Source organism: Bradyrhizobium sp. CB3481, assembly GCF_029714305.1.
Classification (GTDB): Bacteria; Pseudomonadota; Alphaproteobacteria; order Rhizobiales; family Xanthobacteraceae; genus Bradyrhizobium.
Map to the genome: position 1 here is coordinate 2,198,637 of NZ_CP121647.1, position 26,156 is coordinate 2,224,792.

General features: G+C 62.2%; 26 protein-coding genes and 1 pseudogene. 15 read left to right on the forward strand and 12 right to left on the reverse strand.

Translation table 11 applies throughout. From position 1 onward, the window contains the following. Window positions 1-8: 8 nt before the first annotated feature. From QA643_RS10650 to rfbF, 4 genes are read right to left on the reverse strand one after another with little or no spacing between them, the layout of a single operon-like run. Window positions 9-935, reverse strand: coding sequence for an NAD(P)-dependent oxidoreductase (locus tag QA643_RS10650; protein WP_283033118.1), 927 nt, complete (start codon window positions 933-935; stop codon window positions 9-11). Beyond that, on the reverse strand, window positions 932-1,498 hold the full coding sequence (gene rfbC / locus QA643_RS10655; RefSeq protein ID WP_283033119.1) for a dTDP-4-dehydrorhamnose 3,5-epimerase: 567 nt from the start codon (window positions 1,496-1,498) through the stop codon (window positions 932-934). The genes QA643_RS10650 and rfbC overlap by 4 nt, the downstream gene beginning before the upstream one ends. A 17-nt stretch (window positions 1,499-1,515) precedes the next feature. After that, window positions 1,516-2,559: an SDR family oxidoreductase gene (locus QA643_RS10660; protein WP_283033120.1), complete on the reverse strand. Its 1,044-nt coding sequence runs from the start codon at window positions 2,557-2,559 to the stop codon at window positions 1,516-1,518. Window positions 2,560-2,573: 14 nt separating this feature from the next. After that, window positions 2,574-3,344: a glucose-1-phosphate cytidylyltransferase gene (gene rfbF, locus QA643_RS10665; RefSeq protein ID WP_283033121.1), complete on the reverse strand. Its 771-nt coding sequence runs from the start codon at window positions 3,342-3,344 to the stop codon at window positions 2,574-2,576. Between the two features lie 477 nt (window positions 3,345-3,821). Here rfbF and QA643_RS10670 point away from each other — a divergent pair, with 477 nt between their 5' ends. Continuing rightward, window positions 3,822-4,022, forward strand: coding sequence for a hypothetical protein (locus QA643_RS10670; RefSeq protein WP_283033122.1), 201 nt, complete (start codon window positions 3,822-3,824; stop codon window positions 4,020-4,022). A gap of 16 nt (window positions 4,023-4,038) precedes the next feature. On the opposite strand, the gene QA643_RS10675 is transcribed toward QA643_RS10670, so the two are convergent. Then, window positions 4,039-4,200, reverse strand: coding sequence for a hypothetical protein (locus QA643_RS10675; protein WP_283033123.1), 162 nt, complete (start codon window positions 4,198-4,200; stop codon window positions 4,039-4,041). A 439-nt stretch (window positions 4,201-4,639) separates the two neighbouring features. On the opposite strand from QA643_RS10675, the gene gspD reads away from it, so the two are divergent. The 3 genes from gspD to QA643_RS10690 all read left to right on the forward strand — a co-directional run bounded on the left by gspD (window position 4,640) and on the right by QA643_RS10690 (window position 9,184). Continuing rightward, complete coding sequence (gene gspD / locus QA643_RS10680; protein WP_283034770.1) at window positions 4,640-6,820, forward strand: type II secretion system secretin GspD; 2,181 nt, start codon at window positions 4,640-4,642, stop codon at window positions 6,818-6,820. A 20-nt stretch (window positions 6,821-6,840) separates the two neighbouring features. After that, window positions 6,841-7,257: a hypothetical protein gene (locus QA643_RS10685; RefSeq protein WP_283033124.1), complete on the forward strand. Its 417-nt coding sequence runs from the start codon at window positions 6,841-6,843 to the stop codon at window positions 7,255-7,257. A 394-nt stretch (window positions 7,258-7,651) separates the two neighbouring features. Next, on the forward strand, window positions 7,652-9,184 hold the full coding sequence (locus QA643_RS10690; RefSeq protein WP_349253263.1) for an ATP-binding protein: 1,533 nt from the start codon (window positions 7,652-7,654) through the stop codon (window positions 9,182-9,184). Window positions 9,185-9,327: 143 nt separating this feature from the next. Here QA643_RS10690 and QA643_RS10695 read toward each other — a convergent pair whose 3' ends face one another. After that, window positions 9,328-10,095 carry a type II secretion system protein GspK gene (locus QA643_RS10695; RefSeq protein ID WP_283033126.1) on the reverse strand — a complete coding sequence of 256 codons (768 nt, stop codon included), beginning with the start codon at window positions 10,093-10,095 and terminating at the stop codon, window positions 9,328-9,330. A gap of 275 nt (window positions 10,096-10,370) precedes the next feature. Between QA643_RS10695 and QA643_RS10700 the strand changes: the two genes are divergently transcribed. From QA643_RS10700 to QA643_RS10740, 9 genes are all read left to right on the forward strand, one after another. Then, window positions 10,371-12,152: a GspE/PulE family protein gene (locus tag QA643_RS10700; protein WP_283033127.1), complete on the forward strand. Its 1,782-nt coding sequence runs from the start codon at window positions 10,371-10,373 to the stop codon at window positions 12,150-12,152. An 11-nt stretch (window positions 12,153-12,163) separates the two neighbouring features. Next, complete coding sequence (locus QA643_RS10705) at window positions 12,164-13,426, forward strand: type II secretion system F family protein (protein WP_283033128.1); 1,263 nt, start codon at window positions 12,164-12,166, stop codon at window positions 13,424-13,426. Beyond that, on the forward strand, window positions 13,423-13,863 hold the full coding sequence (locus QA643_RS10710; RefSeq protein WP_283033129.1) for a GspH/FimT family pseudopilin: 441 nt from the start codon (window positions 13,423-13,425) through the stop codon (window positions 13,861-13,863). The genes QA643_RS10705 and QA643_RS10710 overlap by 4 nt, the downstream gene beginning before the upstream one ends. Next, a complete protein-coding gene (locus QA643_RS10715) occupies window positions 13,863-14,303 on the forward strand; it encodes a prepilin-type N-terminal cleavage/methylation domain-containing protein (RefSeq protein WP_283033130.1) in 441 nt (146 codons plus the stop codon). Before QA643_RS10710 ends, QA643_RS10715 begins: the two co-directional genes overlap by 1 nt. Continuing rightward, window positions 14,300-14,944, forward strand: a complete 645-nt coding sequence (locus QA643_RS10720; RefSeq protein ID WP_283033131.1) for a prepilin-type N-terminal cleavage/methylation domain-containing protein — start codon at window positions 14,300-14,302, stop codon at window positions 14,942-14,944. Before QA643_RS10715 ends, QA643_RS10720 begins: the two co-directional genes overlap by 4 nt. A 311-nt stretch (window positions 14,945-15,255) precedes the next feature. Next, window positions 15,256-16,371, forward strand: coding sequence for a PilN domain-containing protein (locus QA643_RS10725; RefSeq protein ID WP_283033132.1), 1,116 nt, complete (start codon window positions 15,256-15,258; stop codon window positions 16,369-16,371). Continuing rightward, window positions 16,368-16,961, forward strand: a complete 594-nt coding sequence (gene gspM, locus QA643_RS10730; RefSeq protein ID WP_283033133.1) for a type II secretion system protein GspM — start codon at window positions 16,368-16,370, stop codon at window positions 16,959-16,961. The genes QA643_RS10725 and gspM overlap by 4 nt, the downstream gene beginning before the upstream one ends. Next, the gene (locus tag QA643_RS10735) at window positions 16,958-17,563 is read left to right on the forward strand and encodes a hypothetical protein (RefSeq protein WP_283033134.1); all 606 of its coding nucleotides are present in this window, start codon (window positions 16,958-16,960) and stop codon (window positions 17,561-17,563) included. Before gspM ends, QA643_RS10735 begins: the two co-directional genes overlap by 4 nt. Beyond that, on the forward strand, window positions 17,560-18,180 hold the full coding sequence (locus QA643_RS10740) for an A24 family peptidase (RefSeq protein WP_283033135.1): 621 nt from the start codon (window positions 17,560-17,562) through the stop codon (window positions 18,178-18,180). Before QA643_RS10735 ends, QA643_RS10740 begins: the two co-directional genes overlap by 4 nt. A gap of 58 nt (window positions 18,181-18,238) precedes the next feature. On the opposite strand, the gene QA643_RS10745 is transcribed toward QA643_RS10740, so the two are convergent. Together QA643_RS10745 and QA643_RS10750 are read right to left on the reverse strand one after the other, a co-directional pair. Beyond that, window positions 18,239-18,898 carry a PEPxxWA-CTERM sorting domain-containing protein gene (locus QA643_RS10745; protein WP_283033136.1) on the reverse strand — a complete coding sequence of 220 codons (660 nt, stop codon included), beginning with the start codon at window positions 18,896-18,898 and terminating at the stop codon, window positions 18,239-18,241. 175 nt (window positions 18,899-19,073) lie between these two features. Continuing rightward, window positions 19,074-19,475 carry a VanZ family protein gene (locus QA643_RS10750; RefSeq protein WP_283033137.1) on the reverse strand — a complete coding sequence of 134 codons (402 nt, stop codon included), beginning with the start codon at window positions 19,473-19,475 and terminating at the stop codon, window positions 19,074-19,076. A 202-nt stretch (window positions 19,476-19,677) separates the two neighbouring features. Between QA643_RS10750 and QA643_RS10755 the strand changes: the two are divergent. Next, a pseudogene (locus QA643_RS10755) lies at window positions 19,678-19,935 on the forward strand (PilZ domain-containing protein); the annotation flags it as partial. Window positions 19,936-19,996: 61 nt separating this feature from the next. Continuing rightward, the gene (locus QA643_RS10760) at window positions 19,997-20,284 is read left to right on the forward strand and encodes a hypothetical protein (protein WP_283033139.1); all 288 of its coding nucleotides are present in this window, start codon (window positions 19,997-19,999) and stop codon (window positions 20,282-20,284) included. Between the two features lie 122 nt (window positions 20,285-20,406). On the opposite strand, the gene QA643_RS10765 is transcribed toward QA643_RS10760, so the two are convergent. The 4 genes from QA643_RS10765 to QA643_RS10780 form a co-directional block, all read right to left on the reverse strand. Then, entirely contained in the window at window positions 20,407-20,568 is a 162-nt protein-coding gene (locus QA643_RS10765) for a hypothetical protein (RefSeq protein WP_283033140.1), read from the reverse strand. A 253-nt stretch (window positions 20,569-20,821) separates the two neighbouring features. Beyond that, window positions 20,822-21,805, reverse strand: a complete 984-nt coding sequence (locus QA643_RS10770) for a glycosyltransferase family 2 protein (RefSeq protein WP_283033141.1) — start codon at window positions 21,803-21,805, stop codon at window positions 20,822-20,824. A 166-nt stretch (window positions 21,806-21,971) separates the two neighbouring features. Then, the gene (locus QA643_RS10775; RefSeq protein WP_283033142.1) at window positions 21,972-25,088 is read right to left on the reverse strand and encodes an efflux RND transporter permease subunit; all 3,117 of its coding nucleotides are present in this window, start codon (window positions 25,086-25,088) and stop codon (window positions 21,972-21,974) included. A gap of 356 nt (window positions 25,089-25,444) precedes the next feature. Continuing rightward, window positions 25,445-26,026, reverse strand: a complete 582-nt coding sequence (locus tag QA643_RS10780) for a PEPxxWA-CTERM sorting domain-containing protein (RefSeq protein WP_283033143.1) — start codon at window positions 26,024-26,026, stop codon at window positions 25,445-25,447. Window positions 26,027-26,156 lie beyond the last annotated feature (130 nt).

Sequence of the window (26,156 nt, forward strand, 5' to 3'; positions counted from 1 at the left end):
TTTCGCAGCTATCCGGCGGCCTGCTGATAGAATTCAGCCTCGCTATCCCACGCCGCTGCCTCGCTCCAGCCGAACTTCCCCCCGTCAATCCGATCGGTATTGATCCGGACCATCGGCTCGGTGAATTCCTCCTGCTGCAGCAGCGTCACGGGGCAGGCGACCTCTAGGCGGGATGACATCTCGGTGGCGAAGCGCTGCGCGAAGGCGCCCTGGCTCTCGACATAGTAGCTGGGATTGAGCCTCGTGGTGCCCTGACGCAAAGGCACGCTCTCGGCGAAAGCGGCGTAGGCCCGCGCCAGCAAATCGACATGAACGTTGTCCCGTACATAGAGAGGTGTCCGCACCGTCGGAACGTCGCCCTTGAACCAGGAGCGGATCAAATAGCTGCAGAAGCGCGGCTCCTCGAAGGGGCCGAAAGGGTTCGCGATCACGAACTTCCCGAGATTGAAATGCAGGGTTTCGCTGAGGAAGCGATAATATTGCCAGGTGAGACCCTTCGACAGCCCATAGGGTGAGAAAGCCCTGAGCGGGGCATCGCCGGCGCCTTCGTCCTGTTCGAATACCGAGCCCGTGAGCACGACGCCCTTGAGCCCACCGTCCGTCATCTTCTTCAGGACCGCGGCAAGGTTTTTTGTATTGTCGGTGACGGCGCCGATGACGTCGAAGTCCGGACTGCGATAATCGCCGGTCTGGGCCGCATGCTGGCACAGCACGTCCCATGAGCCGGTGCCGGCAAGATCGAGAAAGCGGGCCGAGCCGAACGGGCAGTCCTCGATGACTTCAGCCACACGGCGCAGCTCGGTGACGCGACGGCCGCGCAGGTCCGAATAATTGCTCCCCCTCAGCGGCGCGACGACGGTGTGGCCTTTTGCGGCAAGGCTGCGCGCAAACCACAGGCCGGTAAACGAGCTGCCTCCGGTCAGAAGGACTCTCACATCAGGCCCCGCAAGGCTTCGATACCGTGGAAGGCGGGATCGAAATCCGGCCAGCTCTGGTCCTTGGGCGAAATTTCCGCGGGCTCGCGCGGCCACTTGATGCCAAATCGCGGATCGTCGAAGCGCAAGCCGCGCTCCTGCTCGGGCGAATAGAACGCGTTCACCAGATAGAACGCTTCGGTGTCGTCGGTGAGCGTCATGAGGCCGTGCGCAAAGCCCTGCGGAACGACAATCATCGTGCGGTTTTCCGCGGTGAGTTCGACGCCGAACCATTTGCCGAAGGTCGGCGAGTCCGGCCGCAGGTCGACGATAGCATCATAGAGCGCGCCGCGGATGCAACGCACCACCTTGATCTCTGCAGCCGGCGCCAGCTGGTAATGCATGCCGCGCAGGGTGCCGGCCTTCGCACTCAGGGAGTTGTTGATCTGAACGATCGACATCGGCACGCCGGCCGCTTCGAATTCCTTCTGGCAGAAGAAGCGGGCGAAAAATCCCCGATCGTCACCGCGCTTTTCGAGTTCGATCGTGTAGGCGCCATGAAGCGGCGTAGGATGAAACTTCACGATGTCAGCCTTTCAGATTATTGCCAGCGCAGGTCGGCGGAGAGGCGACCTGCCGCAATGTGATCCTTGAGCGTCTTGAGCCGCATCAGCGAGGATGAACGAAACTCCTTGTCCGAGAATCTCATTCCGTTCAAGCCGGCATGGAGGTTCCGGACCGACTGAGCGAGCGGAACGGCCGGCAGATGCGCCGGGGCCAGTTTGGCAAACAGCGAGAAATCGACCTGATAGGAGCGCAAATCGGGCGGCGCCGCCGTGTTGATGCTCACCCTGGTTCCCGGCAATTCGGCAGCCACGACGTTTGCCAGATCGCGGACCTGATAATTTCCGTCGTTGCTGCCGGCATTGACCACGAGGACTCGTCCGCCCTGATCGGCGTCGCGTCCGATTGCCCATTCAATGGCCCGCGCCATGTCGGCAACGTCGATCAGCGGCCGCCAGGGCGTACCGTCGCTGAGCACGGTAATCTCGCCGGTCGCCAGCGCACTGGCGACGAAGTCATTGAGGACCAGATCGAGCCGCAGCCGGTCCGACATGCCGCAAGCGGTCGCAAATCGCAGGCAGGTGACGGTCATTTCGCCGGCGTTGTTCGCGCGCAGCGCGTTCTCCATTGCGACCTTGGACCGCGCATAGGCGGTGAGGGGATTGAGCGAGTCGCTTTCGCGCTTGGGATGGCCTTCCGCGGCGCCGTAAATGCTGCAGCTCGAGGCGAACACGAAGCGGCTGACGCCGCGCTGTTCCGCCATCTGCGCCAGCGCAACGCTAGCCTTTTCGTTGATCGCTTCGGTGACGCCTTCGAATTCCTTGCCCATCGGGTCGTTGGAAATCGCTGCGAGATGGACGACGACATCGACACCGTCGAGCAGTTCCGGCGGGAAGCTTCTGATGTCGCCGAAATGCGCGCGGTCCAGCAGCGACTCGGGCAGCCGGCTCGTTCCGGTCAGATTGTGGGCAAAGAACGCGGTGTCGAAGCCGATCAGTTCGGCATCCGGAAATTTCCGGCGGAGGTGACGCGTCAAAATGGGGCCGACATAGCCCATCGAACCGGTAATAAGAATGCGCATGGAATCTGTCTTCTTTACCATTTCTTCCAGGGAGCTTTATTGCTTGACCAAAGATCTTCCAAATATCGCTTATCCCGCAGCGTATCCATCGGGTGCCAGAAGCCGTCGTGGAGGAAGACGCTGAGCTGGCCTTCTTTTGCCAGATCCTCCATCGGCTCCTTTTCCCAGACCGTCGCGTCGCCCTTGATGTAATCGCCGACCTTTGGCGAGAGCACGAAGAAGCCGCCATTGATCCAGTTGCCGTCGCCGCGCGGCTTTTCCTGGAAGCCGGTGACTCGGGGGCCCTGATGGTTGATGGCGCCGAAGCGACCGGGCGGCTGCGTGCCGGTCACGGTCGCCAGGCGCCCCTCACGGCGGTGGAAGGCGATGCTTTCGGTGATGTTGATATCGGCGACGCCGTCGCCATAGGTCAGACAGAAGGCATCGTCATCGCCGATATAGGGCAGGATGCGCTTGATGCGGCCGCCGATCATCGTCTCTTCGCCGGTGTCAATCAGCGTCACCCGCCACGGCTCGGCGTGCTTCTCCAGAACCTCCATCCGGTTTTCGCGCAAGTCGAAGGTGACGTTCGACTGATGCAGGAAGTAGTTGGAGAAATATTCCTTGATGACGTAGCCCTTGTAGCCGAGGCAGATGATGAAGTCGTTGATGCCGTGGCTGGAGTAGATCTTCATGATGTGCCACAGGATCGGCTTGCCGCCGATCTCGATCATCGGCTTGGGACGAACGTCGGTTTCCTCGGCAAAGCGGGTTCCCAGGCCTCCGGCCAGCAATACTGCGCGCATTAATGTGCCATTCAAAACGTTGAGATTAATAGGTTTACCGCTATTCACTACATGAAATGGCGCGAACGCGCGAGGCCGTGCCGGCATTTCGTCGCAGAATGGTTTATTCGATTTGACCCGTCAATTTGCGGGTTCCACGCGCAGCGGTGCATGAATGAGACCGCGTGGGAACCGTATGCGCGCTGAGGTTGAATGCGACCGGGTAAGGTTGACGGGTTAGCTTAATTCGCGGCTTTGATTGAGCGATTTAAATGCGAAGCTATGATGCGGCATGAAGCAAAATCGCCCGCGTCGGAAAATCCTCATCAAGCGCAAACCGCCGGCTCGGCCCGACGATCTCGCGCAAAAATATCGGGAAGTATGCGAACTCCGGCGCAAGCTCGCCTGCGTGACAGCGGAGGTATCGTCGCTTCGTCCCCGAGAAGTTGAGGCGTGAACGCCGCACGTCGGCGTGATTGCCTTCCGGAGTTCAGTCCGATGAGCCGTGATAATCCCTTTCAGGTCGCCTCATTCAACCCCGAACGGGCCTGGGCAGATACCTGGCATCTCTGGACCGTGATCATGCCGAGGCGGTCGATCACGGGTCGGCTCTTGTGGGGCAAGGTATGGCGCCGGCACGACGGCAGGCGCTGGATCTACAAGAAGTTCGTCGAATACGACACCGACGATCTCGTTTGATGAATCGCGCTCGGCTTTAGGCCTTGCCGGCGCGATAACGCGCGGAGCGCAAGGCCAGCACGACACCGATCGCGATGACAGTCATTGTCGCCAGCAGGCTGGCCGGCGCCGTGCAGTTGATGCAGGTGCCGACGATTGAAAAGGTCTCGCTTGCGGGAGCTGCGACAAGGTTCGTCATACCGTCTTCCTGGCCTGTTTCCTGACGTACTTCCTGACTCGGGGGCCTGCAGGGCAAGGCCACGAATTAAATCTAGCAGCTTTGTCCTGACCGAGCCAGCCGCAGCGCTCGCTCCGATAGGCCCCGCAGAAATACGCGACGGCAGCTTTTATTTTGATGGGGCCGAAACGGTCCGATTATCCCCGAATCATCCGTCGCGGCAGGTATTTCCCGGAGTTTTTCAGGCCGAAAACATCAATGTTCCGGCGGATTTACTGTCGATTAACCATGATGTTTTACCGAATATTTACGCGCCAAAATCGTATCGGCGCAAAGTTTGTATTTGGGGATTTTTCCTTTGTTGCATTCTCGTAGCCTTGCGACGAGGTTAGCCGCCTGTTGGGCGGCCACACTTGTTGTATCGGGCTGCAGCACCCCCACCGCGACGCCGTTGACCACCGTGGCCCAGCCGAGATTGGCCGGACAGCCGGTCTCCCTCGAACAAACCTACGCGGCCTATGACGGCGGTCCCACCGGCGCCGTGCCGCTTCCGTCTCCTTCATCGCAAGCCGTCGGCGTCATGGACGGCGGCAGCGGCAGCATGATCGGCGGGCTATATTCGAAGCGGAGGGCCGCGGGCGCCGATGGCAATGTGGTGCTCAACCTGGCGAGCGTGCCGCTTCAGCAAGCCGCGAAGACCGTGCTCGGCGACATGATCGGCGTGAACTACGTCGTCGACCCGCGCGTCGATGGCGTCATTTCAGTGCAGACGACGCGTCCGGTCAGCAAGGCCGAGGCGCTGGAGATGTTTCAGACCGCGCTGACGCCGATTGGCGCGGTGCTGGTGCAAAGCCGTGGCACCTACCGGATCGCGCCGGCCGACCAGGCTGCCACGGGCGTGATTGCGACCGGCGATGGCCCGGCTGACAGCGCCGTTGCCGGCAACGGCATTCGCGTCGTCTCTCTCAAATACGTCGCCGCGACGGAAGTCGCCCGCGTGCTGGAGCCGATGGTGCCGAAGGGCGCGATCGTGCAGGCCGATGATGCGCGCAACATTCTCGCGCTCAGGGGCTCTCCGGCGGAAATCGAGGGCATGCTGGACTCGATTTCGGTGTTCGACGTCGACGTCATGAAGGGCATGTCGTTTGCCGTCGTTCCGGTGAAGACCGCGCAGCCTGAAAAAATGGTCGACGAACTGAAGGCGATATTCGCGGCTGAGAAAGAGGGGCCGCTCAAGGGCCGCGTCAGGTTCATCGCCAATACCCGGCTTGGCGCCATCCTGGTCGTGACCTCGCAGCCGAGCTATCTGCCCAAGGCGCAAACCTGGATCAGGCGGCTCGATGCCAAAGCGGCCGGCTCCGAGCGGCAGCTTCACTTCTATCAGGTGCAGAACCGCCCCGTGACCGAGCTCGCCGGCGTGCTGCAGTCGATGTTCTCGAACGAGCTGAAGGTGGTGAAGCAGCCGACGCGCAGCGTTTCGCCGCGGGCGAAGCAGACGGGCTTCTCAACAAGCTCGGCCAGACAGCCGGGGCCTGGCGGCACGATGTCGGAGATCGATCAGGCCGGTGCAACCGGTCTGCGTGGCGGACTTACCCCTGGAAACGATCTGCAAAGCCTGCAGCGCGCCTTGAACAACGAACCGGATGCACTGGCGGCGGAATCCACAGAGCTGTCTTCGTCGCCTGCGTCGTCAAATCGGCAGATCGAGGAACCGCCGCTGAAGATCGTGGCGGACGAGACCAAGAACTCGCTCCTCATCATGGCCAATGAGCGCGACTACCAGCGCGTGCTCCGCGTCATTCAGGGGCTTGATGTCGTCCCGAGCCAGGTCTTGATCGAAGCCGTCATCGCCGAGGTGACACTGAACGACAAGCTGCAATATGGCGTGCAATGGCAGCTGCAGAAGAACCGCACCCCGACCGCCACATTCACGAACGCAGTGACCGGCGGCGTGGCATCGGTTTTCCCAGGCTTCAATTATGCCGTCAACGCTGCCAGCATAGCGTCGACGCTCAGCGCACTGAACGCGATTACCCGCGTCAACGTCATTTCGACGCCGTCGCTGATGGTGCTGGATAACAAGACGGCGCGGCTGCAGATCGGCGACCAGGTGCCGATCACCACCCAGACCGCAACCAGCACCGTGACGGCGCAAACCGCGATCGTCAACTCGATCACCATGCAGGACACCGGCGTGATCCTGTCGGTGACGCCGCGCATCAACGAGAGCGGAAGGGTGCAGCTCGAGATCGAGCAGGAAGTCAGCGCCGTGGTGAAGACCACTTCATCCGGTATCGACTCGCCGACCATCCAGCAGCGGCGCGTGAAGACCACCGTCGTGGTGAACGACGGCGAGGTGCTCGCGCTCGGCGGCATGATCCAGGAGCAGGCCAACAAGACCAGCAACCAGATTCCGCTGCTCGGCGACATACCCGGCCTCGGCGCCGCGTTCTCCAACCGGGGCGACCAGGTTCAGAAGACCGAGCTCGTCATCCTGATCACGCCCAAGGTCGTCCGCGACGGCACGGAAAGCCGCCTCGCGACGGAAGAATACCGCCGCAAGATGCACGTCTATATGCCGCACACGACCACGCGCGAGCGTACGCCGGCCAACACGTTTCAGCGGATAACGTCGCAGTGACGAAGCGAGCGACAGCCCTCTTGCGGAATTTTTTGCTGTTGTCCGGCATGGGCTGTGCGCTGGCCGGCTGCGTGACCTATGCCTATCCGATCGTCGAACCGCCGCCGCCCTATGCGCTGCTGCCGGTCGATGAATCCATGAGCTGCAACGGCATCGCGGCTTCCTTCCGCTACTCGGCGCGGCGTGCCGCCCTGCTGGAGTATTGGCTGGCGGCGGGGCCGCTCGCCGGCTACGGCTACGAGCGTTACCCGCTGGATGCACCCAAGCAGCTGATCGATGAACGCAGGCGGCTCGACGCGCTGTCGGATCTGCAGCGTTACAAAGGCTGCATGGTGATGGAGCCGGGCCCTGCCGTCGTCGAGGAGCGCCTGAAGCTCGAAGGCTCGGTCCGGCCGCCGCCGCCTCCACCGCCGGTGGTGCTGAATTCAAAGGGCTAGGCCTGGACTCACACGCGCGGCCGGCCATGGCCGAATAGATGCGAGTTGGACAAAGGCAAGGTAGTTTCCCGCAAGTCTGTCGTAGTGCGTTGGCAAACGACATTGTTTGATCCTGCCAATCGGCGAGTTCGTGGCGCATGATTCGAACCCCCAGTTTGAAAGCTTGAATCACTGGGGTCTGGCCAGACGCAACGCTTCCGGGCAGGCCCCGGTTGGACGCTTACGGGTAGAAACGGACATCAGCCAGCCGACCATCTCTGGTGAAACTGTCGAAAAATGACCCCAGAGCCGACATCGGCCTGGCCGTTTGGCAAGGGGTAGTTCTGGCTATACCTGCCCTTCCAGAATTGTGGCCTGACCCGATAAGATGCGCCTCCTGACCCCCAGGGGAAATATGACGCGGCCATCAAAAACGAGAGGCAAGAGGAGCGCGGCGAAAACCCGCAAGGCGAGCTCTATGGGCGGCCGCAAAAAGCCCATTAAAAATAGGCGCCGCATTTCTCCGATCTCCGATGTGACCAAAGAGTTGCAGGAGGCCCGCGAGCAGCAAGCGGCTACGGCCGAGATATTGAAGGTCATCGCGAGTTCGCCTGGCGAGCTTGGGCCGGTGTTCGAGGCCATGCTGGAAAATGCGGTGCGCATTTGCCGCGCCAGTTTTGGGACGCTGCTCCTGTACGAAGGCGACAGGTTGCGGCGGGTGGCGCGAATGGCCGCGCAAAACGTGCCGCAATTGTATGCGCCCGACCAGGAAACGCCGCCACACTTCATCGCGCCGTTTGATGGGGCGCCTTCGCTGCGGCGCCTCGTCGAGACCAAGGCGCTGGTTCACATTGCCGATATTGCGACAGAGCATCCTGACGATCTGATCTACAAGGTCGCCGCAGCCCGCACCGTTCTGATTGTGCCGATGCTCAAGGAGAGCGAGCTTGTCGGCGCCTTTGCCGTCTACCGCAAGGAGGTGCAAGAGTTCAGCGACAAGCAGGTCGAGTTGCTGGAACATTTCGCGGCACAAGCGGTGATCGCCATCGAGAACACGCGGCTGCTCAACGAGCTGCGCCAGCGCACGCGAGAGCTGTCGCAATCCCTCGACGACCTCCGGACCGCGCAGGATCGCCTGGTGCAGACAGAAAAACTCGCTTCGCTCGGCCAGCTCACCGCCGGCATCGCGCATGAGATCAAGAACCCGCTCAACTTCGTCAACAATTTCTCGGCGCTGTCGGCGGAACTGACCGACGAGCTGAACGATCTGCTCAAACGCGCCGCGCTGACTGACAAGATGCGGGAGGAGGTCGATGAGTTGACCAGATTGCTGCAGGAAAACCTGCAGAAGGTGGTGCAGCATGGCCAGCGCGCAGACTCCATTGTCAAGAACATGCTGCTGCATTCGCGCGAGGGAAGCGGCGAGCAGCGGGCTGCCGATATCAATGCAATCGTCGAGGACAGCCTCAATCTCGCCTATCACGGCGCGCGAGCAGAGAAGTCAGGCTTCACCATCACGCTGCGGCAGAACCTGGACCCGCGCGCTGGAGCAGTCGAGCTGTATCCGCAGGAGATCACACGGGCGCTGCTCAACCTAATTTCCAACGGCTTCTATGCCGCGACTAGGCGCAAGGTCGAAACGGGCGACGAGAGCTTTGAACCAGTCCTCAGCGCTTCCACGAGGAACCTTGGCACGACAGTCGAAATCCGTATTCGCGACAACGGCACCGGCATCCTGCCTGAAGTACGCGAAAAGATCTTCAATCCTTTCTTCACCACAAAGCCGACAGGGGAAGGAACGGGGCTCGGACTCTCGATGACCCATGACATCATCGTCAAGCAACACGGGGGCCGGATCGACGTCGAGACTGAGCCTGGCGTCTTTACCGAGTTCATCATTACGCTGCCGCGCGACAACGGCATTGCCACCCGCCTGAGGTCCGAATGACCGCTTATGGCCATCGCGACATGCCGCGCTGCCGCATGAACCTGGTCGCTATAAGAGCAAAGCGGACGTAGTCACCAGTCACATGACGCCGCCGGGTTTGTAGATGCAGAACCTAGTGGCTGCAGTTCGATCAATGCTCGTCGTCAGCTTGCCGGCGCGTCGCCAAGGCGCAGGCACGCGCGCGCAGCGCCTTGGGGACGCTCCTGTCGCGGATCGATATCGCCGCGCCGCCACTCGCGGATGACGAAGGGGCGGCCGTTGCCGCCGTCCAGCGAGATCAGCGCCTCGCGGATGAAGCGGGTGCCGTCGGCGGCGCTGATGTCAGCGCGGATGGTCATGCTGCCGCTCACGGGCAGCCCGCGCCTGCCGGCTGTCTGTTTCGGCTGGACGTTGAGCAGCCTGAGCAGGGCGGGAGAGGCGGCTTCGATATCGGGCTCAGGCCGTCCCGAGCGAACCGTAACATGGCGAAGCGCGGCGCGGAACAATCGCGGCGAGACACCATCGATCTGATCCAGTTGCATCACGGTCTTGAAGCGGGCCTCGGCGGGTCCCGCGGCCGGTGTGGCCTGTGCGGCCTGTGTCTTGGGCTTCCGGAATTCGATGATCTCTGCGGCGATCCGGGTGCCCTTGGACTGATCCCCGGTGAGGGCGGTGAACAGGCGCGTCAACGCGGCTACGCTCGCGGTGTTGAGGTCGATTTTTCCGGTTTCTTCCTCGACCGTGATCGTGGCGCGCTCGCCGCCGGGCAACCGGCAACGCAGCGGAAAATTAACGGCTTGTTCCGGCGTTGCGGCCAGCGCCGTGGCAATCGCCAGGTTGACGGCGCTCTCCGCGGCCATCTCGGCTGCGGCCACCGAGGCATAGTTCGACGAGGTCTTGGTGCGGTAACGGGCGCCGACGATGACGGCCATGCCGAGCAGCGTAATCAGGCCCAACGTCCAGATCACGGCGACCAGCGCAAAACCCCGTTCCCGGCGGCAGGCGAGGGGAAATCGGTCGGTTTGCGCCTTTGGCCGGTTTGCCACGTCGGAAAAGCCTTGCTGGGCGGCCAAGTGGCCTGACCGCGCAAATACTTGCGCGGGCAAAATACTTAACCCGGGAATGACAAACAAAGCGTCAAAGCTTTGGTTAATAAAATCCTCCTAGAATCGCGCCGACATTAGACCCGTGAGATTGCCGAGCGCGCATGTCATTCGATATCCAGCAATTATTGCGCCCTGCCGCGCCGCTTGGCCGGGCAACGGAATTGCCGGGCCCGAAAGACGCCGGCTTCGCGCAGGCGTTCTCCGATCTCCTGATTGAAAAAGACCTGGTCGATCCGGCTGCCATCGCCCGTGCGCGACGCGCTGCCGACGCGGCCGGCGAGCGTTTTGACCACGTGCTGGTCAAGCTCGGCCTGATCTCCGAGGCCGACCTGTGTCTTGCCTACGCCACCTATTGCGGCCTGGCGCTGATCGAGCCGGCGGATGTTCCACCGCGGCCCGTTCTGGCCGACCGCCTGCAGCTTTGCTTCCTCAGGACCAACCGGGTTCTGCCGGTCTCCTTCGACGGCCAGCGTTTGTTGATCGCAACCGCCGATCCCTTTGTCGATGAGGCCGCCAAGGCGATCGGCTACATGCTGGACGTGCGCGTCGATCTCGCCGTGATCGCGCCGGCGGAGATCGAGCGTGCCCTGCGCAGGCTCTACCAGGATGCGGCGGGCGAGACGCAGCCCGAGGAAACTGACGGCCTTACGCTTCCCGGCGGCGACGGCAGCGAGTTCGACGTCGAGCGCCTGCGCGATATCGCCAATGAGGCGCCGGTCATCCGCCTGGTGAACCAGATCATCGCACGTGCCGTCGAGCGCGGCGCGTCCGACGTGCATGTCGAGCCGGGGCGCGATGCGGTTGCTGTCCGGTACCGCATCGACGGTTTCCTGCAGCAGGAGCGGCTGGTGCCGGCGACGCTGCGCGCGGCGCTAACGACGCGCATGAAGATCATGGCCAAGCTCGACATCGCCGAGCGGCGCCTGCCACAGGACGGTCGTATCAAGACGGTGGTCCGCGGCGTCGAGATCGATATCCGTGTCTCGACCCTGCCGACGGTGTTCGGCGAAAGCGTCGTGATGCGTATCCTCGACCGAACCCGGGTGGAGCTGGATTTCACCAAGCTCGGCCTCGATGGGCGGACGCAAGGATCGCTTCGGCGTTTGATGGCGCTTCCGAACGGTATCATCCTCGTCACCGGACCGACCGGCAGCGGCAAGACGACGACGCTGTACACGGCCCTGAAGGATCTCAATCGGCCCGAGCTGAAGCTGTTCACGGTGGAAGACCCGATCGAATACCAGCTCTCCGGGATCAATCAGATCCAGGTCCAGCCGCAGATCGGTCTCGATTTCCCGACCGCGCTTCGCTCGATCCTGCGCCAGGACCCTGACATCGTCATGATCGGCGAAATCCGCGACCTCGAAACCGCGCGCATCGCGATCCAGGCGGCATTAACCGGCCATTTGGTGTTCTCGACGCTGCATACCAACAGCGCGATTGCCGCGATCACGCGCCTGATCGACATCGGGCTGGAACGTTACCTTCTTGCCTCGACGATTGCCGGCGTGATGGCGCAGCGCCTCGTCAGACGGCTTTGCCCGGTCTGCTCTCGGCTGCACAGCGCGAGCGAGCGCGCTCACGGCAAATTCAAGCTGGCGATATCGGCCTATCCTGCCGTGGACTGGTCGCACAGCCGGGAACCGGTCGGCTGCGAGGCCTGCAACAATACCGGCTACAGCGGCCGTACGACGATATCGGAGCTGCTTATTGTCGACGACGCGATCCGCGAGTCGATCGGCAGACGAAGCCAGGATCAGCGCGCGATCGAACAGATTGCGCGCGAGGCGGGCTTTCACACGCTCTACGAGGACGGCCTGGTGAAGGTCGGCGCCGGCGAGACTTCGCTTGAAGAAGTCCTTCGCGTCACCCGCGCGTCCTGACGGGGGCGGCCGTGGCAACCTTTCACTACAGGGCTTACACCGAGCGCGGCGCGGTCACGGCGGGGACGATCGTCGCCGACGGCCTCGATGCGGCGATCGATACGCTCTACGGCTCGGGGCTGACCCCGTTTGAAACCTCGATGGCTGACCAGGCGACGGAGCGCGCGGGCGCGCCGTCTGATCCGGCGCGCGAGGCCGAAACCTCGATCTGGAAGCGGGAGCTCATCCAGTCGAATCGTTTTGGCCTGAAGGAGCTGACGGCGTTCACGGTCGAACTGGCTTCGCTGATCAATTCCGGACTGACGCTCGATGCCGCGTTCCGCATCATCGCCGGCCCGGGTGCCTCGCCGAAGACTGCACGCCTGGCCAATGGCTTGCTCAGGGATGTTCTGGCCGGACTGCAGCTTTCGGAGGCGATGGCGCAGCGTCCGGACGTGTTTCCATCAGACTATCGCGCCATTCTGGCCGCCGGCGAAGCCGGCGGGGTGACCGGGCAGGTGCTGACGCAGATTGCCGAGCTGCTGGCGCGCCGGCTCGAGATCCGCAACAAGATCACATCGGCGCTCGTCTATCCCATGATCCTGATCCTGATGTCGCTGGTCTCGGTCCTCGTCATCGTGTTCGTGCTGATACCGAGCATCTCGCCGATCTTCGTCGATGCCGGGCTTCCGCTTCCGGGCATCCTGCATTTCTTCGAGGAGCTGCAGGACAACTGGCTGATTGTCCTGCTCGCGGCCGCTCTCTTCGGCGCAGCTGGCTTCGTGCTGTGGGGCAAGGCGAAGCAGAATCCTGAAATCATGCTCGCGGCCGACCGGCTGAAATGCTCGCTGCCGGTGATCGGCGGACTGGTTCGACATCGCGAGGCCGGCGGCTTTGCGCGGGCGCTCGGCACGCTGCTGGTCGCGCGGGTGCCGCTGATGTCGGCGATGCAGACGGCGCGCGGGCTCGTCACCAACCGGCACCTCAATGCGCTTTATGAGGGCGCGATCAAGCGTGTTCCCGAAGGCACGCCGCTGTCCCGCGCCTTCGACGGCGACGGCGTGTTGCCGCCGGCATCGCTTCGTCTCGTCGCCGTGGGCGAAGAGTCCGGCCAGCTCGGGCCGATGCTCATTCAGGTGGCGAGCGTGATCGAGGCCGATTTGCAGCGCCGCATCGAGCGCATGGTCGGCCTGCTGACGCCGGCTTTGACGCTGCTCATCGGCGGCAGCATCGGCGGGCTCATCATGCATGTGATGAGCGCGGTGCTGTCGATCAACAATCTCGCCTTCCAATGAAGCGCCATCCACCATCGTCAGCCGGGTTCACGCTGGCCGAGCTGCTCGTGGTTATCGGGATCATCGCCCTTGTCCTGGCCGGCACCCTGTCCGCCAAGCCGAAGGCCACGGCGACCCGCGTTGCCGTCACCGCGCGCTCGGTGACGGCAACGCTCCAGCTCGCGCGCGCACAGGCGATGTCGAGCAATGCCGAAACGCTGTTCCGTATCGACGTCGAAAAAGGCCACTTCGGCCTGCCGAATTCGATGCACAGTCTGCCGCGCGGCATGACGGCCGCGGTCGTGGTGGCCGAGACGGAACGAGTCGGCGATCTCGGCGGCATCAGATTCTATCCGGACGGCCAGTCGTCCGGTGGCGAAATCGCGCTGACGCTGGATGGCCGGTCGGCGCGTATTGCCGTCAACTGGCTGACCGGCGAACCCCGGTTGATGCAATGATGCGCGCGGTGACCGGGCGGATATTGGTCAGGCGCAAGGGGGAGCGCGGCTTTGCGCTCATCGAAATCCTCGTTGCCTTCGTCATCCTGGCGCTGGGGCTGGGCGCGATTTCGACGGGCGTGGTGGTGGCGATGCGCTCCGATGCGCGCACGCAAGCGAGCCGCACGGCGCTCCGGGTGGCGCAATCACGCCTCGAAACTGCTGGTATTTCCGAGGCGCTGGCGCCGGGCACTCGTGAAGGCCTGGTGGCCAACAAATTCCGCTGGCGGCAGACCGTGACGGAGGTTCGCACCAGTGACCCGCGTCCGCAACAAGGGGTGCGGCCGCCGCAGGCAAATGGCGCCCTGAAATCCTACTGGGTTGAAATTGCGGTTGAGGCGCCGGATGGCACCGCCGCCAAGCTCGCGGCACTGAAGCTGGCGCCGGAGGCACGCCAATGAGAACAGCGTTGCGCAACCGGCGGATCTCTCGTGTCGCTGCCCGCAGAAGGGGCGAGCAGGGGTTGACGCTGATTGAGCTGTTACTGTCGCTTGCCATCCTGGCGGTGCTGACGGGCTTCCTCGCCGGCGGATTAACGATGGGGCGGCGCGCCTTCGCCGCGAGCCATGCCAGCGAGATCGGAAGCGAGACCAGTGCCGCGATCCAGACCGTCGCCGCGTTGGTGGGGTCGGCACTCCCGGTCCGGTTTGACGGGGCTGGCCCGAAGGACGGCGTCGGGTTCGATGGACGCCAGGAGGGACTGTCGTTCGTGGCACTGAGCGAGGGGCGTTCCCTGCGCGGGGGACCGCACAAGATCGTCCTGCAGCGAAGCGGCGGCGATGTCGTCGTCGACATCGTGGCGCTTACGGGCGGCCGACCGAAGGAGGGTGCCGAAGCAGCCCCCGCCCGCGTCGTGGTGCTCAGCGGCGTGCGCGACATCCGCCTCGGCTATTTCGGCACCAGGGATCCGAAGGTAAAGCCGGCCTGGCGTGCCGACTGGCTGCGCGCCAATCGGCCGCCGGATCTGGTTTCGATCCAAGTTGAATTTGAGGACGAGCGGCGCAACGAGCCTGCGACGATCGTTGCGCTGCGCCAGGGCTGATGCCTGACCGGTTTTTCAAAAATATCGTGCCCGAACAACAAGATGAGCCGATAATTGAATGCAGTTAAAGCCGGCTGTGAGGCGGCTGAAGCCTCACGCGACCGGAGCCATGGTTCATGAGATCAGGTCAGCCGATCGGCCTGCCAAGCCCCTTGACGGCTACTTTGCATGGGGTTGTTTTCGACATTTTGGTTGAGCGGCCAACGCAGGATCGGGCCAGACCTTGACCTCATCACCCCCCGGGGCAGGTCGTTACCCTTCGTAAAGAAGTAGTAAATAGGCTTCGTCCATTCGAATCGAATGTGACGAGCATGCCTGTCGCCAATCTGCCAGCCCGCGCCGGTGGCCTCCACGTCCTCAACGCGTGGGGCCAAGGCTTTGCACAGTGGTGGCTGTCGGGTTTGCGCGACGCGGTTCCCGCAGGCTGGCGCGTATGGGCCGAAGGCGAGACAAGGCCGCAGGTGACGCTTTGGCGGGATGGCGATGGCGTCACGTGCCGCCTGAAGTCTGGCTCCGGCCCGGCGGAAATCCGAATTCCAGTTTCTCACTTCAATGCCGGCGCGCTCGAACAGTGGTTCACCGGGCAGGGCGTGACGCGGGAAGGGACCAACGTCGCGCCGGTGATCTCGCATGAGCTGTTCTTTCTGCGCGAGCTGAGCGTGCCCAAGGCGGCTATTGCCGCCCTGCCGAAGATTCTGGAGCAGGACATCGTGCGGCGAACGCCGTTCCAGCTTTCGGACATCTGGCATGCCGCGACCGCGGTCGGCGAGGAAGCCGGCGGCGTCGTGCCGATGTGCCACTGGATCATCCGGCGCGATCGTGTCGAGGCGGCGTTGTCCGAACTCGGTCTGACGTCAGGGGACGTCGACTGCCTGGCGGTGGCAGGGGCGGACGGCGAGGCATTGCCCGTGATCACATTCCGCACCGTCAGGGACGAAGATCCCGCATGGGCGCTGCGGGCGGTTCGGCTCCTCGCAGCCGGCGCGCTCGCTGCCGTCCTGCTCGGTCTGACCGCTTTTGAATGGCGGCAGGCCAGCGTCGCCGATGCGCTGGAGACGGCATTGGCGGAGGTGCGGCAATCCGCTCAGAATGGCCGCGACGGGATGGACCCCGCGGCGCGCTTGTTCGCGATGAAGGCGGAGACTGGCGTGCTCGCCGTCTGGGACGAGCTGTCGCGCATTCTGCCCGATCATACGTTCCTGACCGAGACCCGCATCGCCGACGGCACCGTGACGTTATCGGGCTTTTCGGCCGATGCCGCGGGGCTCGTCCGCATCATCGACCAGTCTCCGTTGTTTTCCGGCGCGACCCTGACGTCGGCGATTACGCCTGATGCGAACGAGCGCAAGGACCGCTTCAGTCTCGCATTCAAGCTGCGCGGCGCCCGCTCGGCGCGGCCGGCGGCGCGATCTCGGACCGCGCCATGATCCAGAACCTGAAATTGGCGCGCGGGACGCCCTTCCTGGCATTCAACGCTGCCGCGCTCCTCTTCGTTCTCATTTTTCTGGTCGCGCCGATCCTCGGACATTTTGCCGGCAGGGGCGAAGAGATCTCCGACAATGCGGCGCAGCTCGCGCACTTCCAGACCGTCGCGCGCGCGGCAAAGAAGTCGGCCGGCAGTGTTGGGCGCACCAGTGATCCCTTCCTCGCCGGCAACGAAGAGCGGGTCGCCAGCGCCGATCTGCAGGCCAGCCTGAAATCAGTGGCGGCGACTGCCGGGGTCAATCTGCTCGCCATCCGCGGCTTGCCGGGGAGCCGGTCGCAGGCGCTACACATGGTTGCCGTCAGCGTCGAGCTCGAGGGGCCGCTGAAGGCGATCAGGGATATGATCTCCACGATCGAGAACCAGACGCCGCTGTTGTTTGTCACCACGGCCTCGTTCCGAAGCCTGGCGGACGGCGAGGATGGCCCGATCAGAGCCGAACTTCGGGTTCAGGGCGCTATCCGGGAGGGCGCACAGCCTCCGGCAAGCGAGCAAGCCGGTCACCGGCCGGTGACCGCGGAGCGCGCGCCATGACGTCGCTGACGCAAATGGTTCAGCTTCGGTTGGCGGGCATGACCGGTTCGCCACGGCAGTTTGCGACGGCCAGGCTCGCTGCGATGCTCGGGCGGTCAGATTTGCCAAGCCGCAGTGAATTGGCGGCGCTCCGGCCCGCCACGCGCGTCCTCATCCTGGGTTTGGCGGCCTGTATCGGGTTGGTCGGCGTCGTCACGATCAGCGCGCTGATCTCGCTGGAGCTGTCGACGTTCACGGCTCCGGCATGGCTTGGCAGAGCCGGGGCGGCCGCCAAACCCTCCAATGCCCGCGCCGGGGGGTTCGAGAATATCCTCCAGCGCCCGCTGTTCTCGCGAAACCGGCAGGGTTTTGTTGCCGCCGAGCCGGTTGCCGCGCCGCCGCCCATGGCGCCCCTGGATTCGGGACTCTCCTTGAAAGGGGTGTTCATAAGCGATGGGATCGCAAAGGCATTCCTGATCTCGGCGCAAAGCCCCCTGGGCGTCTGGGTTGAGGTCAATGGGCAGATCGACGGCTGGCGCGTTGCCGCGGTGACGCCGGAGCACGTCGTTCTGGAGGGACAGGGCGAAAAGCTGACCGTTCCGCTCCATGCGAGCGGCAGATGATGCGCGCGCTGCGCAAGACCGGTGACCGGACCAGCCGTTTTTTCGGCGAGGCGCTGGGCTGGCGCACGCCCGGGCGGCCATATGCTGCGGTGGCATGGGGTCTGATCGCCGGCGCAGTCTGGTTTGCCGGCGGCCTTGCAGGCGATCCGGGTTGGCCGCCGCTGGCCTTCGCCGGCTGCTATCTCATCATTCTCCTGGCCTTCGTGTGCGCCATAGACGGCCGCTACGGCATCATTCCGGACAGCATCGTCCTGGCGCTCGCCGCCGGCGGCGCGTTGCAGGCCTGGCTGTGGCTCCCGACGGATTTCTGGTGGTGCGGGCTGGAGGCTGTCGTGGTCTTCGCGGCCGCGGCACTGTTCCGCGCCGCCTATCGTTGGCTGCGGGGCTTTGACGGCCTGGGCTTCGGCGACGTCAAGTTTGTCGCAGCCGGCACCCTTTGGGTCGGCATGGAGGGCATTCCCGGTCTGCTGCTGATCGCGGTGGCTTCCGCACTGATCAGCCTCCTGATCCTGAAATCCGAAGGGCACGAGCTTGAAGGCAAGCAGGCGATTTCGTTCGGGCCTCACCTTGCCGTGGGCCTCTGGTGGATCTGGGTCTTGGGCCAGCAGGCGACCTGAGCCGGCCGAGGTCAAAACAAAAGCCGCCCGAAGGCGGCTTTCGAGGGATGCTCGGGGTTCAGGCAGCCAAGTTGGCTGGCCGCACCTTCCGCCTATAGGCCATGAAGCCAATGCCGGCGAATCCGAGGATCAGCATCGCCCAGGTCGATGGTTCGGGAACGGCGTTGACCTGAATCGACACGTCGCCCAATTGCTGATTCTGCGCGCTGAAGAGCTTGAGATCGAAGGTATAGATGCCGGACGCGTTCGGATTGAAATTCAGCGGACCTCCCAGAAAAGCAAAACCCAGGTTTTCGCTGTTCTGATAGAGCGGACCGCCGAGCGGCGTATTGTCTGGAATTATCTGCGGATTGAACGATAATACTCCCCCTGGACCGGTAATCGTCAGCACCGAATAGGTGCCCAGCAGCGAACCGGGATTGACCGAAAACTCGAAATTCCACAATGCGCTGCCGGGCGGGGTGCTGCCCACCGGCGCGATGTAGAGATTGCCGCTCGGCGTGATCGGCCCGACGAATCGGAGCGAGGCACGCAATCCGAGTTCAACACCATTTGCCTCGGTATCCACCGTGAAATGGCCGTTGCTGGTGCCCGTTCCCTGCGTCCAGCCAGATGCCAAGTCCTGATTGAACGTCACGACCGCCGCGGCGGGACGCGCAAATGACGTCAGCGCAAAGGTAGCTCCCAGAGCAATTAAGCGTAGTGATGCAAACCGCATTATTCCCCCCAATTTATTGTCGGTTGTGTTTACTATAATCACATCCTTTTAATTTGTGTCAATCTAGGGTGGGGATAACAATTGGATACACGTTGCATCGAACTGCGTTGTCAGCGCCGCATTGCGGAAGCGTTTGCGCTCTAACGCCAGCTTTAAATCCGGAGATCGGGTTAATTCAGGATGGGCTGTCCTTGGCAGACCAAAATCGTCTGGCCGCCCTCGCGATGACGATGCCGGTCACACCGCCGGCCATTTTCTCCAGCGCGTCGATCAGTGTGCCATGCCGGTCCGGTGTCACGGTCTGGAGGATCTCGAGCAGTGCCGCAGCGCCGATGACGATGACAAGAGCCAGGATTGGTCGCCTGGGATAGGCGAAGCCGAACAGGGCGCCCACGAAAGCGAATGCGATGACGTGCTCGAAATGGGCATAGGTCTGCATCGCCGGCCGCATCAGGTACGGCGCAAGCTTGAAATAGATGGCATAGACGAAGCCGACATGCGTCAGCGTGGCATAGGCAATCGCGGTGATGGCGACCCATGCGGCGGCAACGGCAAGAAGGGTAGTTCGTCTCTTCATCGTGGCGTTCTGCACCAGGCCAAAGCTTCTTTCGAGATAATAGGATCCTTAACCCTACCTCGGCTCGGCAAACCAGGGGGATTTGCCGAGCCGTGCCGGTGGCAGTAAACATTCCGATAAGGCAAATCATCGATTGCAGGTTGCCCGCTTAGGCGAAGTCGAACGGATTTTCGATAAGATTGCCGAAAGACAAAATCAAGAAATGCGGGTGGGTCGGGTGCTTGTGGATCGACGAAAAAGCGAGCGTCGTTCCTGTCATGGGGCGGCGAAGATTCAGCTAGGCGTCGGCTCTTTGCCGCGCGATTGCACGATTACGGACATATCTGATGGCGGCGTGCGGGTGATCGCCGAAAATCTTGATGTGCCCGCGGAGTTCACACTGATTCTTTCAACCGGCCGCCCGCGGCTGTGCCGGCTGGCGTGGCGCATCGGCTGCGAATTCGGGGCCCAGTTCATCGACCATCTGGCCACAGCTCCGTTGCAACGTTCCGCTCCACACAATGGCACAAGGACGCCGGAATATGCGTAAGGCATCGCCTGTTTTGTTCGCTGTTGGCTTGGCGCTTCTCACCGTTCCGAACGCCACGACGGCAGGCACGCTTGTTGTCGTTCCCGGTATCGGCTATCCAAGCGGCTTTGGCTATGCGCGGCTCTACGGCCATCCGTTTGACGACGGCTATGACTATCCGTTCGGCTATGGCGAGTATGCTGAGTACGGTCCATGGGCCTATCGCAACGCTTGCTATGTGGTACGCCGGGCCTGGACTGGCAGAGCCTGGCGGCAACGCGCGGTTCGAGTCTGCGATTAGAACCGCACCTAGAAGTCGAACGCCCAAGCGAGGCTGTGCAGAAGCAGCCACGACCAGCCGATCATGGCTACGGCGATGGCAAACACATACGTCAGCCTGGCAACGCGCGAACGCATGAGGGGCTACTTCGAGATAAGCCGGCTGACGTCGGCCGGCGAGCGCAACGCGGCCTGGGTGCGGACGACGGCCTGGCGTAGCTTCAGCACTTCAGCGTAACGGTCGCTCAGCGATTTCTCGGGCAGTTCGCGGACGATCTTGGGTTTGCTCAAACGCTGGCGCTTCACACAATGCTCCGCACTTCATGCAATCAATTTGGCCGAATTCGGTAACTCGCAAACAACCATAGTTTTCCGCAGGACCTCCGCAACACAACTCGCGCGTTAAGCTTGATAGCCGCGCAAAAGGTTAAGTCGGAAACCTGGCTCGAAATCCCAACAAGCCCAGCTTGGTATGGCCGCAATTTTTTGAGAAATGGCTATTAGGCGATCAGTCTCATCGCCGGTGGCCATAACGCAATCCCCGAGTAGGTTTTGAAAATCATGAGGTCAGAGCCGGATTTTTGACGTCGGTCACCTTGAAGCCTTTGAAAAAAACACTGTGGCGGATGGAATCGGAAAGGTGCTGCGGAGGGGTGGTATCTTCCTTGCCGGTGAGAATGACCCGCAGCCGCCAGAGCGACAGGCCTGCAATTCTGCAAATATCGACCATGGCCGCGTAGAGCGCGCCGTAATTCTTTAGAAAATGACGCCTGCGTGCTTCCAGGAGATAGGGTGGCAAACGCTTGGGCTTGTTGTTCACGCCGGTCGACTGACCGACGAGATGGACGACCCGGCTGGCGGGAACGTACCAGCTCGGCCAGCCGTGCTTCTTGGCATTGAAGCAATAGTCGATGTCATCGAAATAGGTGAAGAAGCCTTCGTCGAGCAGTCCCGTCGCTTCCATCGTCTCGCGGCGGATGATCATGCTGGCGCCGGACACCCAATCGGTCTCGAAAGCGTGGTCGACCACGGGCGGCGCCACCACCCAGCGGCTCAGCAGCTTGCTAACAAGCCCGAGCTTGAGACTGCCCTCGAATTCGCCCAGCGGCGATTGAAAGCGGAACGCGGACCGCTGCGGCGTGCCGTCCGGCTCTTCGAGGCGGCTGCCAGCGATGCCGACTTTTGGATTGTTGTCCATGAAGTCGACGAGCGCCTTGAAGGCATTCGGCCGAACGATCGTATCGGAATTGAGCAGCAGGAAATATTGCGGCTTGTCGACCGCCTCCAGCGCCGGGCGCAGGATCGCATTGTTGCCGCCGGTAAATCCGAGATTGACCTCGAGCGCCTTCAGCGTGCACCAGGACGACCAGCCATTATCGTCGATCGCCCGCCGGATGCGTTCGGCGGAACCATCGCCCGATCCGTTCTCGCAGACCGCCACATGGATGCCGGGAACACTGCCGATCTCCTTGGCGACCGAGTGCAGGCAATCAATCGCAAGCTGGGTGACGCGATAGTTAACAATGACAACGAGCAATTTCACGGCGTGTGACCAGTCGGTGCAAGCAATTGGCGATCATTAATCTTGCCGTTCGGAAAAGGAAAGGCATCTTTGGGCACCTTGTTTAATGCATGGGATAAACCTTAAAGCCGGCGTTCGTGCCGCCTGCGTTAAATCTTGAGGCCTGGCTAACCGTCGACACTGTTCGTTATCTCAATGCCGGTGGCGGCGACATCGATATTCTCCGCCGCGCGCCGCCGGGCGCCGCTCTTCGGCGCAGCCGGTCGATCAGGAGATAAATCACCGGCGTCGTGTAAAGGGTGAGGATCTGCGAGACGAGCAGGCCGCCGATAATGGTGATGCCGAGCGGCCGGCGCAGCTCGGTGCCGGGGCCGGTGGCGATAACCAGCGGGATGCCGGCAAATAGCGCTGCCATTGTCGTCATCAGGATGGGGCGGAAGCGGGCACGGCAGGCCTCGAAGATCGCATCCGCAGACGACAGGCCGCGGTTGCGCTCGGCGTCGAGCGCGAAATCGACCATCATGATGCCGTTCTTCTTGACGATGCCGATCAGAAGAATGATGCCGACAAAGGCGATCACGGTGAGCGGCGTATTCGTCACCTGCAGCGCGAGCAACGCGCCGAGGCCGGCCGAGGGCAAGGTCGAGACGATGGTGATCGGATGGGCCAGGCTCTCATAGAGCACGCCGAGCACGATATACATCGCGACCAGCGCGCCGAGGATCAGAAGCGGCTGGCGGCCGCTGGTCCTGCTGAAATCACCGGCGTTGCCTTCAAAATTGCCACGGACTCCCTCCGGCATATGCAACTCCTCGACGGCGCGCTGGATCTTCGAGACTGCAGCTTCGAGCTGCAGGTCGGGCAGAAGATTGAAAGACACTGTGGCAGATGGAATCGACTGGGTGTGATTGATCGCCAGCGAGGCCAGACCGCGGTCATAGCGAACGACCGCGGACAGCGGCACCTGAGCATCGTTGGCGCCGGCGACGAAGATGCGGTCTAGATTGGCAGGATCGCTCTGGAATTTCGGATCGATCTCCAGCACGATCATGTACTGGTTGCGCTGGGTATAGATGACCGAGATCTGCCGCTGCGCGAACGCGTTGTTGAGGGCATCATCGATGTCCTTTACGCGGACGCCGAGCGTGGCGGCGGCATTCCGATCGATCATCACCGTGAGCTGCAGTCCGGCGGCGTCGCGGTCGGTGGAAATGTCGGTGATGCCTTCCACCGTCTCCATGCGCTTGGCGACGATCGGGGCCCATCGCTTGAGGAGATCGACGTCGACACTCGAGACCGTGTACCGGTAATCGGAGGAGCTGCTTTGACGCCCGCCGGCGCGAATATCTTGCGCGGCAAACATGTAGAGCCGTACGCCCGGCATCGTTTCCAGCTTCTTGCGCAGCCGGTCGATCACGGCCTGGGTGCTCAGTCCGCCCCGCTCGTGCGGCGGTTTGAGGCTGATGAAGAACAGCCCGCGGTTTGCCGTCATGCTGCCGAGGATTGATCCGACCCCTGCCACTGCATCATCCGCTTCAAGAGCATCCTCGAGCTGTCGCTGATATCTGGTCATGGACTGAAACGAGGTATCCGATGAGCTTTGTGAAGCGGCGACAATGAAGCCGCTGTCGTCGATCGGAAAATAGCCCTTAGGAACCTTGATATAAAGCACGACCGTCAGCGCGATGGTGGCGAAGAACACGATCAGCGTCAGGAACGGGAAATCCAGTACTGTGCGCAAGGTCCATGCGTAGAAGGCGACGATGCGCGACAGCGCGCCGTCGACCAGGCGATCGAACCGGGTCGCTCGACCCGACGTCGCCTGCTTGATGTAGTGCGCGCAAATCATCGGCGTGACCGTAAGTGAGACCACCGTCGACACCACAATGGCGAAGGTCAATGTCAGCGAGAATTCGCGGAGCAGCCGGCCGACGATGCCGTCCATGAAGATCAGCGGCGTGAAGGCGGCGACAAGCGAGAGGCTGATCGACAAGACCGTAAAGCCGATCTGTTTGGCGCCCTCGAGCGCGGCCGGATAGGGCGCCATGCCGTGCTCGAGATTGCGGTACATGTTCTCGATCATGACGATGGCATCGTCGACGACGAAGCCGACCGAGATCGCAAGCGCCATCAGCGACAGATTGTCGATCGAGAAGCCGGCGAGCCACATGCCGGCGCACGTGCCGGCCAGTGCCAGTGGTACCGACACGCCGGCCGCAATCGTCGGTGTCAGCCGGCGCAGGAAGGCGAATACGACCATCATCACGAGGAATGCTGTTGCTAAAAGCGTGAGCTGCATGTCGAGCACGCTGGCTCGGATCGTGTTGGTCCGATCAACCAGGGTCGAAATCTCGAGGCCGGCGGGTAGCCATCGTTTCAATTCGGGCAGCAGCGCTTTCACGCGGTCGACGGTCTCGATCACGTTGGCGTCGCCCTGCTTGGTGATCTGGATCAGGACCGCCGGCTGCTTGTTGAACCAGGCGATCGAACGATGGTTGCGGACGGAATCCTCGACCTCGGCGACATCGGCAAGACGGACGAAATTGCCGGACGAGCTCTTGATGATGATGTCGCGGAATTCTGCCGCCGTGCGCATCTGCCGGTTGGTCGAAATCGTTTCGGCCTGGCGGCCGCCGTCGAAAATGCCGACCGGCCCCAGCGGATTGGCGTTGATGACCGCAAGGCGCACGTCGTCGGTCGATATCCCGGCCTTCGACAGCGCCACCGGATTGAGCGCGATCCGCACCGCGGGCTGGTCGGCGCCTGATACGGTGACCTCGCCGACGCCAGGCACCTGCGCGATGCGTTGCGCGATCACGGTGTCGGCGACGTCGTACATCGCGCTCGCGGTCAGCGTTTTTGAGGTCAGCGCCAGCACGAACATCGGGGTCGCCGAGGGATTGGCTTTGCGGAACCGCGGCAGCGCGGGCAGGTCGCTCGGCAGATCGGCCAGCGAAGCGTTGATCGCGGCCTGCACGTCGCGCGCCGCGCGGTCGACGTTACGGCCGATCGAGAATTGCAACTGGATGCTGGTGGTGCCGAGCGAACTGGTCGAGGTGATCTGCTCAATCCCGGCGATCTGGCCGAGCCGCCGCTCCAGGGGGGCTGCGACCGTCGCCGCCATCACCGCCGGATCCGCGCCCGGACGATTGGCGAACACCCGGATCATCGGGAAATCGACGTTGGGTACGGCGGAGACCGGGAGGAAGTGGTAGCTGACGGCGCCGAGCAGGAAGAGCCCGATCGCAAGTAGCGTCGTGCCTACCGGCCGCCGGATGAAGGGCTCGGAGATGGAAGAAGCCACGGCTGCTTTCCTGCTCCATCACGAGAAGAATGCATCATCGGACAGCACGTTAGCTGTCCACCGTTGGCCGCTAGCAAGTCCCGCAAGCGGGTTAATGCCCGGAGGCCGTCGCCCGCCGAGGCAATTGAGCGCTGCGCGATGCAAGATTAAAGCGTGTCGGGCTCATTTCAAGGGGGTGTGTGAGCCGCTCGTACAGGGGAAGGCCAAAGGGGTGGGACGTTCCTGAAGAGAACCCTGGGGAATTTTCTGGACACGATACGTGTAGAAGCGTGTTCGTGGTGGTCGAAGCCTTTAGGAGGGAACCATCACGAGCAAGAAGAGAAGGTTGGTCTTGGCTGCCAGCGTATATGGGCAGCTCAAACAGAGCGCCCGACACTGAAGTTTTCGCGACGACGATATGCCAGGCCAACCATTCCCAGGAAACCGAACAACATCATGATCCAAGTGCTCGGCTCTGGAACGGTCGGCACTCGATCTGGAGATATGGTGAGGGCGTAAGCGATACCGTCGGCGGGCCCACGATACTCCGTGAAGGTGCCATCAGCATTGGCACCACCTTGACTCGCCAAAGGGCTGAAGAAGAATCCCTCGAAAAGGTTCGTGCCTGCCAATATTGACGTGAATCCCAAAACCGATGCAGGTACGAACGAATTGGTCGAGATGTCGTAGCCAAAGTAAACGTAATCGAATCCAGGAGTTAGGGTGTTTACAAACGTGAGATTGTAGGATTCACCAGCCAGGCTAATTGTGAATGCAGTCAAGTCGGAATAGCCTAGCGTCCCGGTTGCGGTGGAAAGATAGCTGAATGAGCCAGACGCGACGACACTGTTGCCTTGATCGGTGAAAACGAAATTGTTGGTCACTGTTGATGCGTGCGCGCCCGATATACTTAACCCGACGCTCAGTAGCGCTGTGGCGGCCAGTTTTGAAATCGACATAAAATGCCCCTTGCCCATATTCAAACTAAAAGTTGACGTGATTCGCCAAGAAGCGTCAACGCAAACAGGCGGGGCGAATCCGATATACTTGGTGGTGGAGAATCGCCTCGCGAGATTTCCTCGGCCGCTC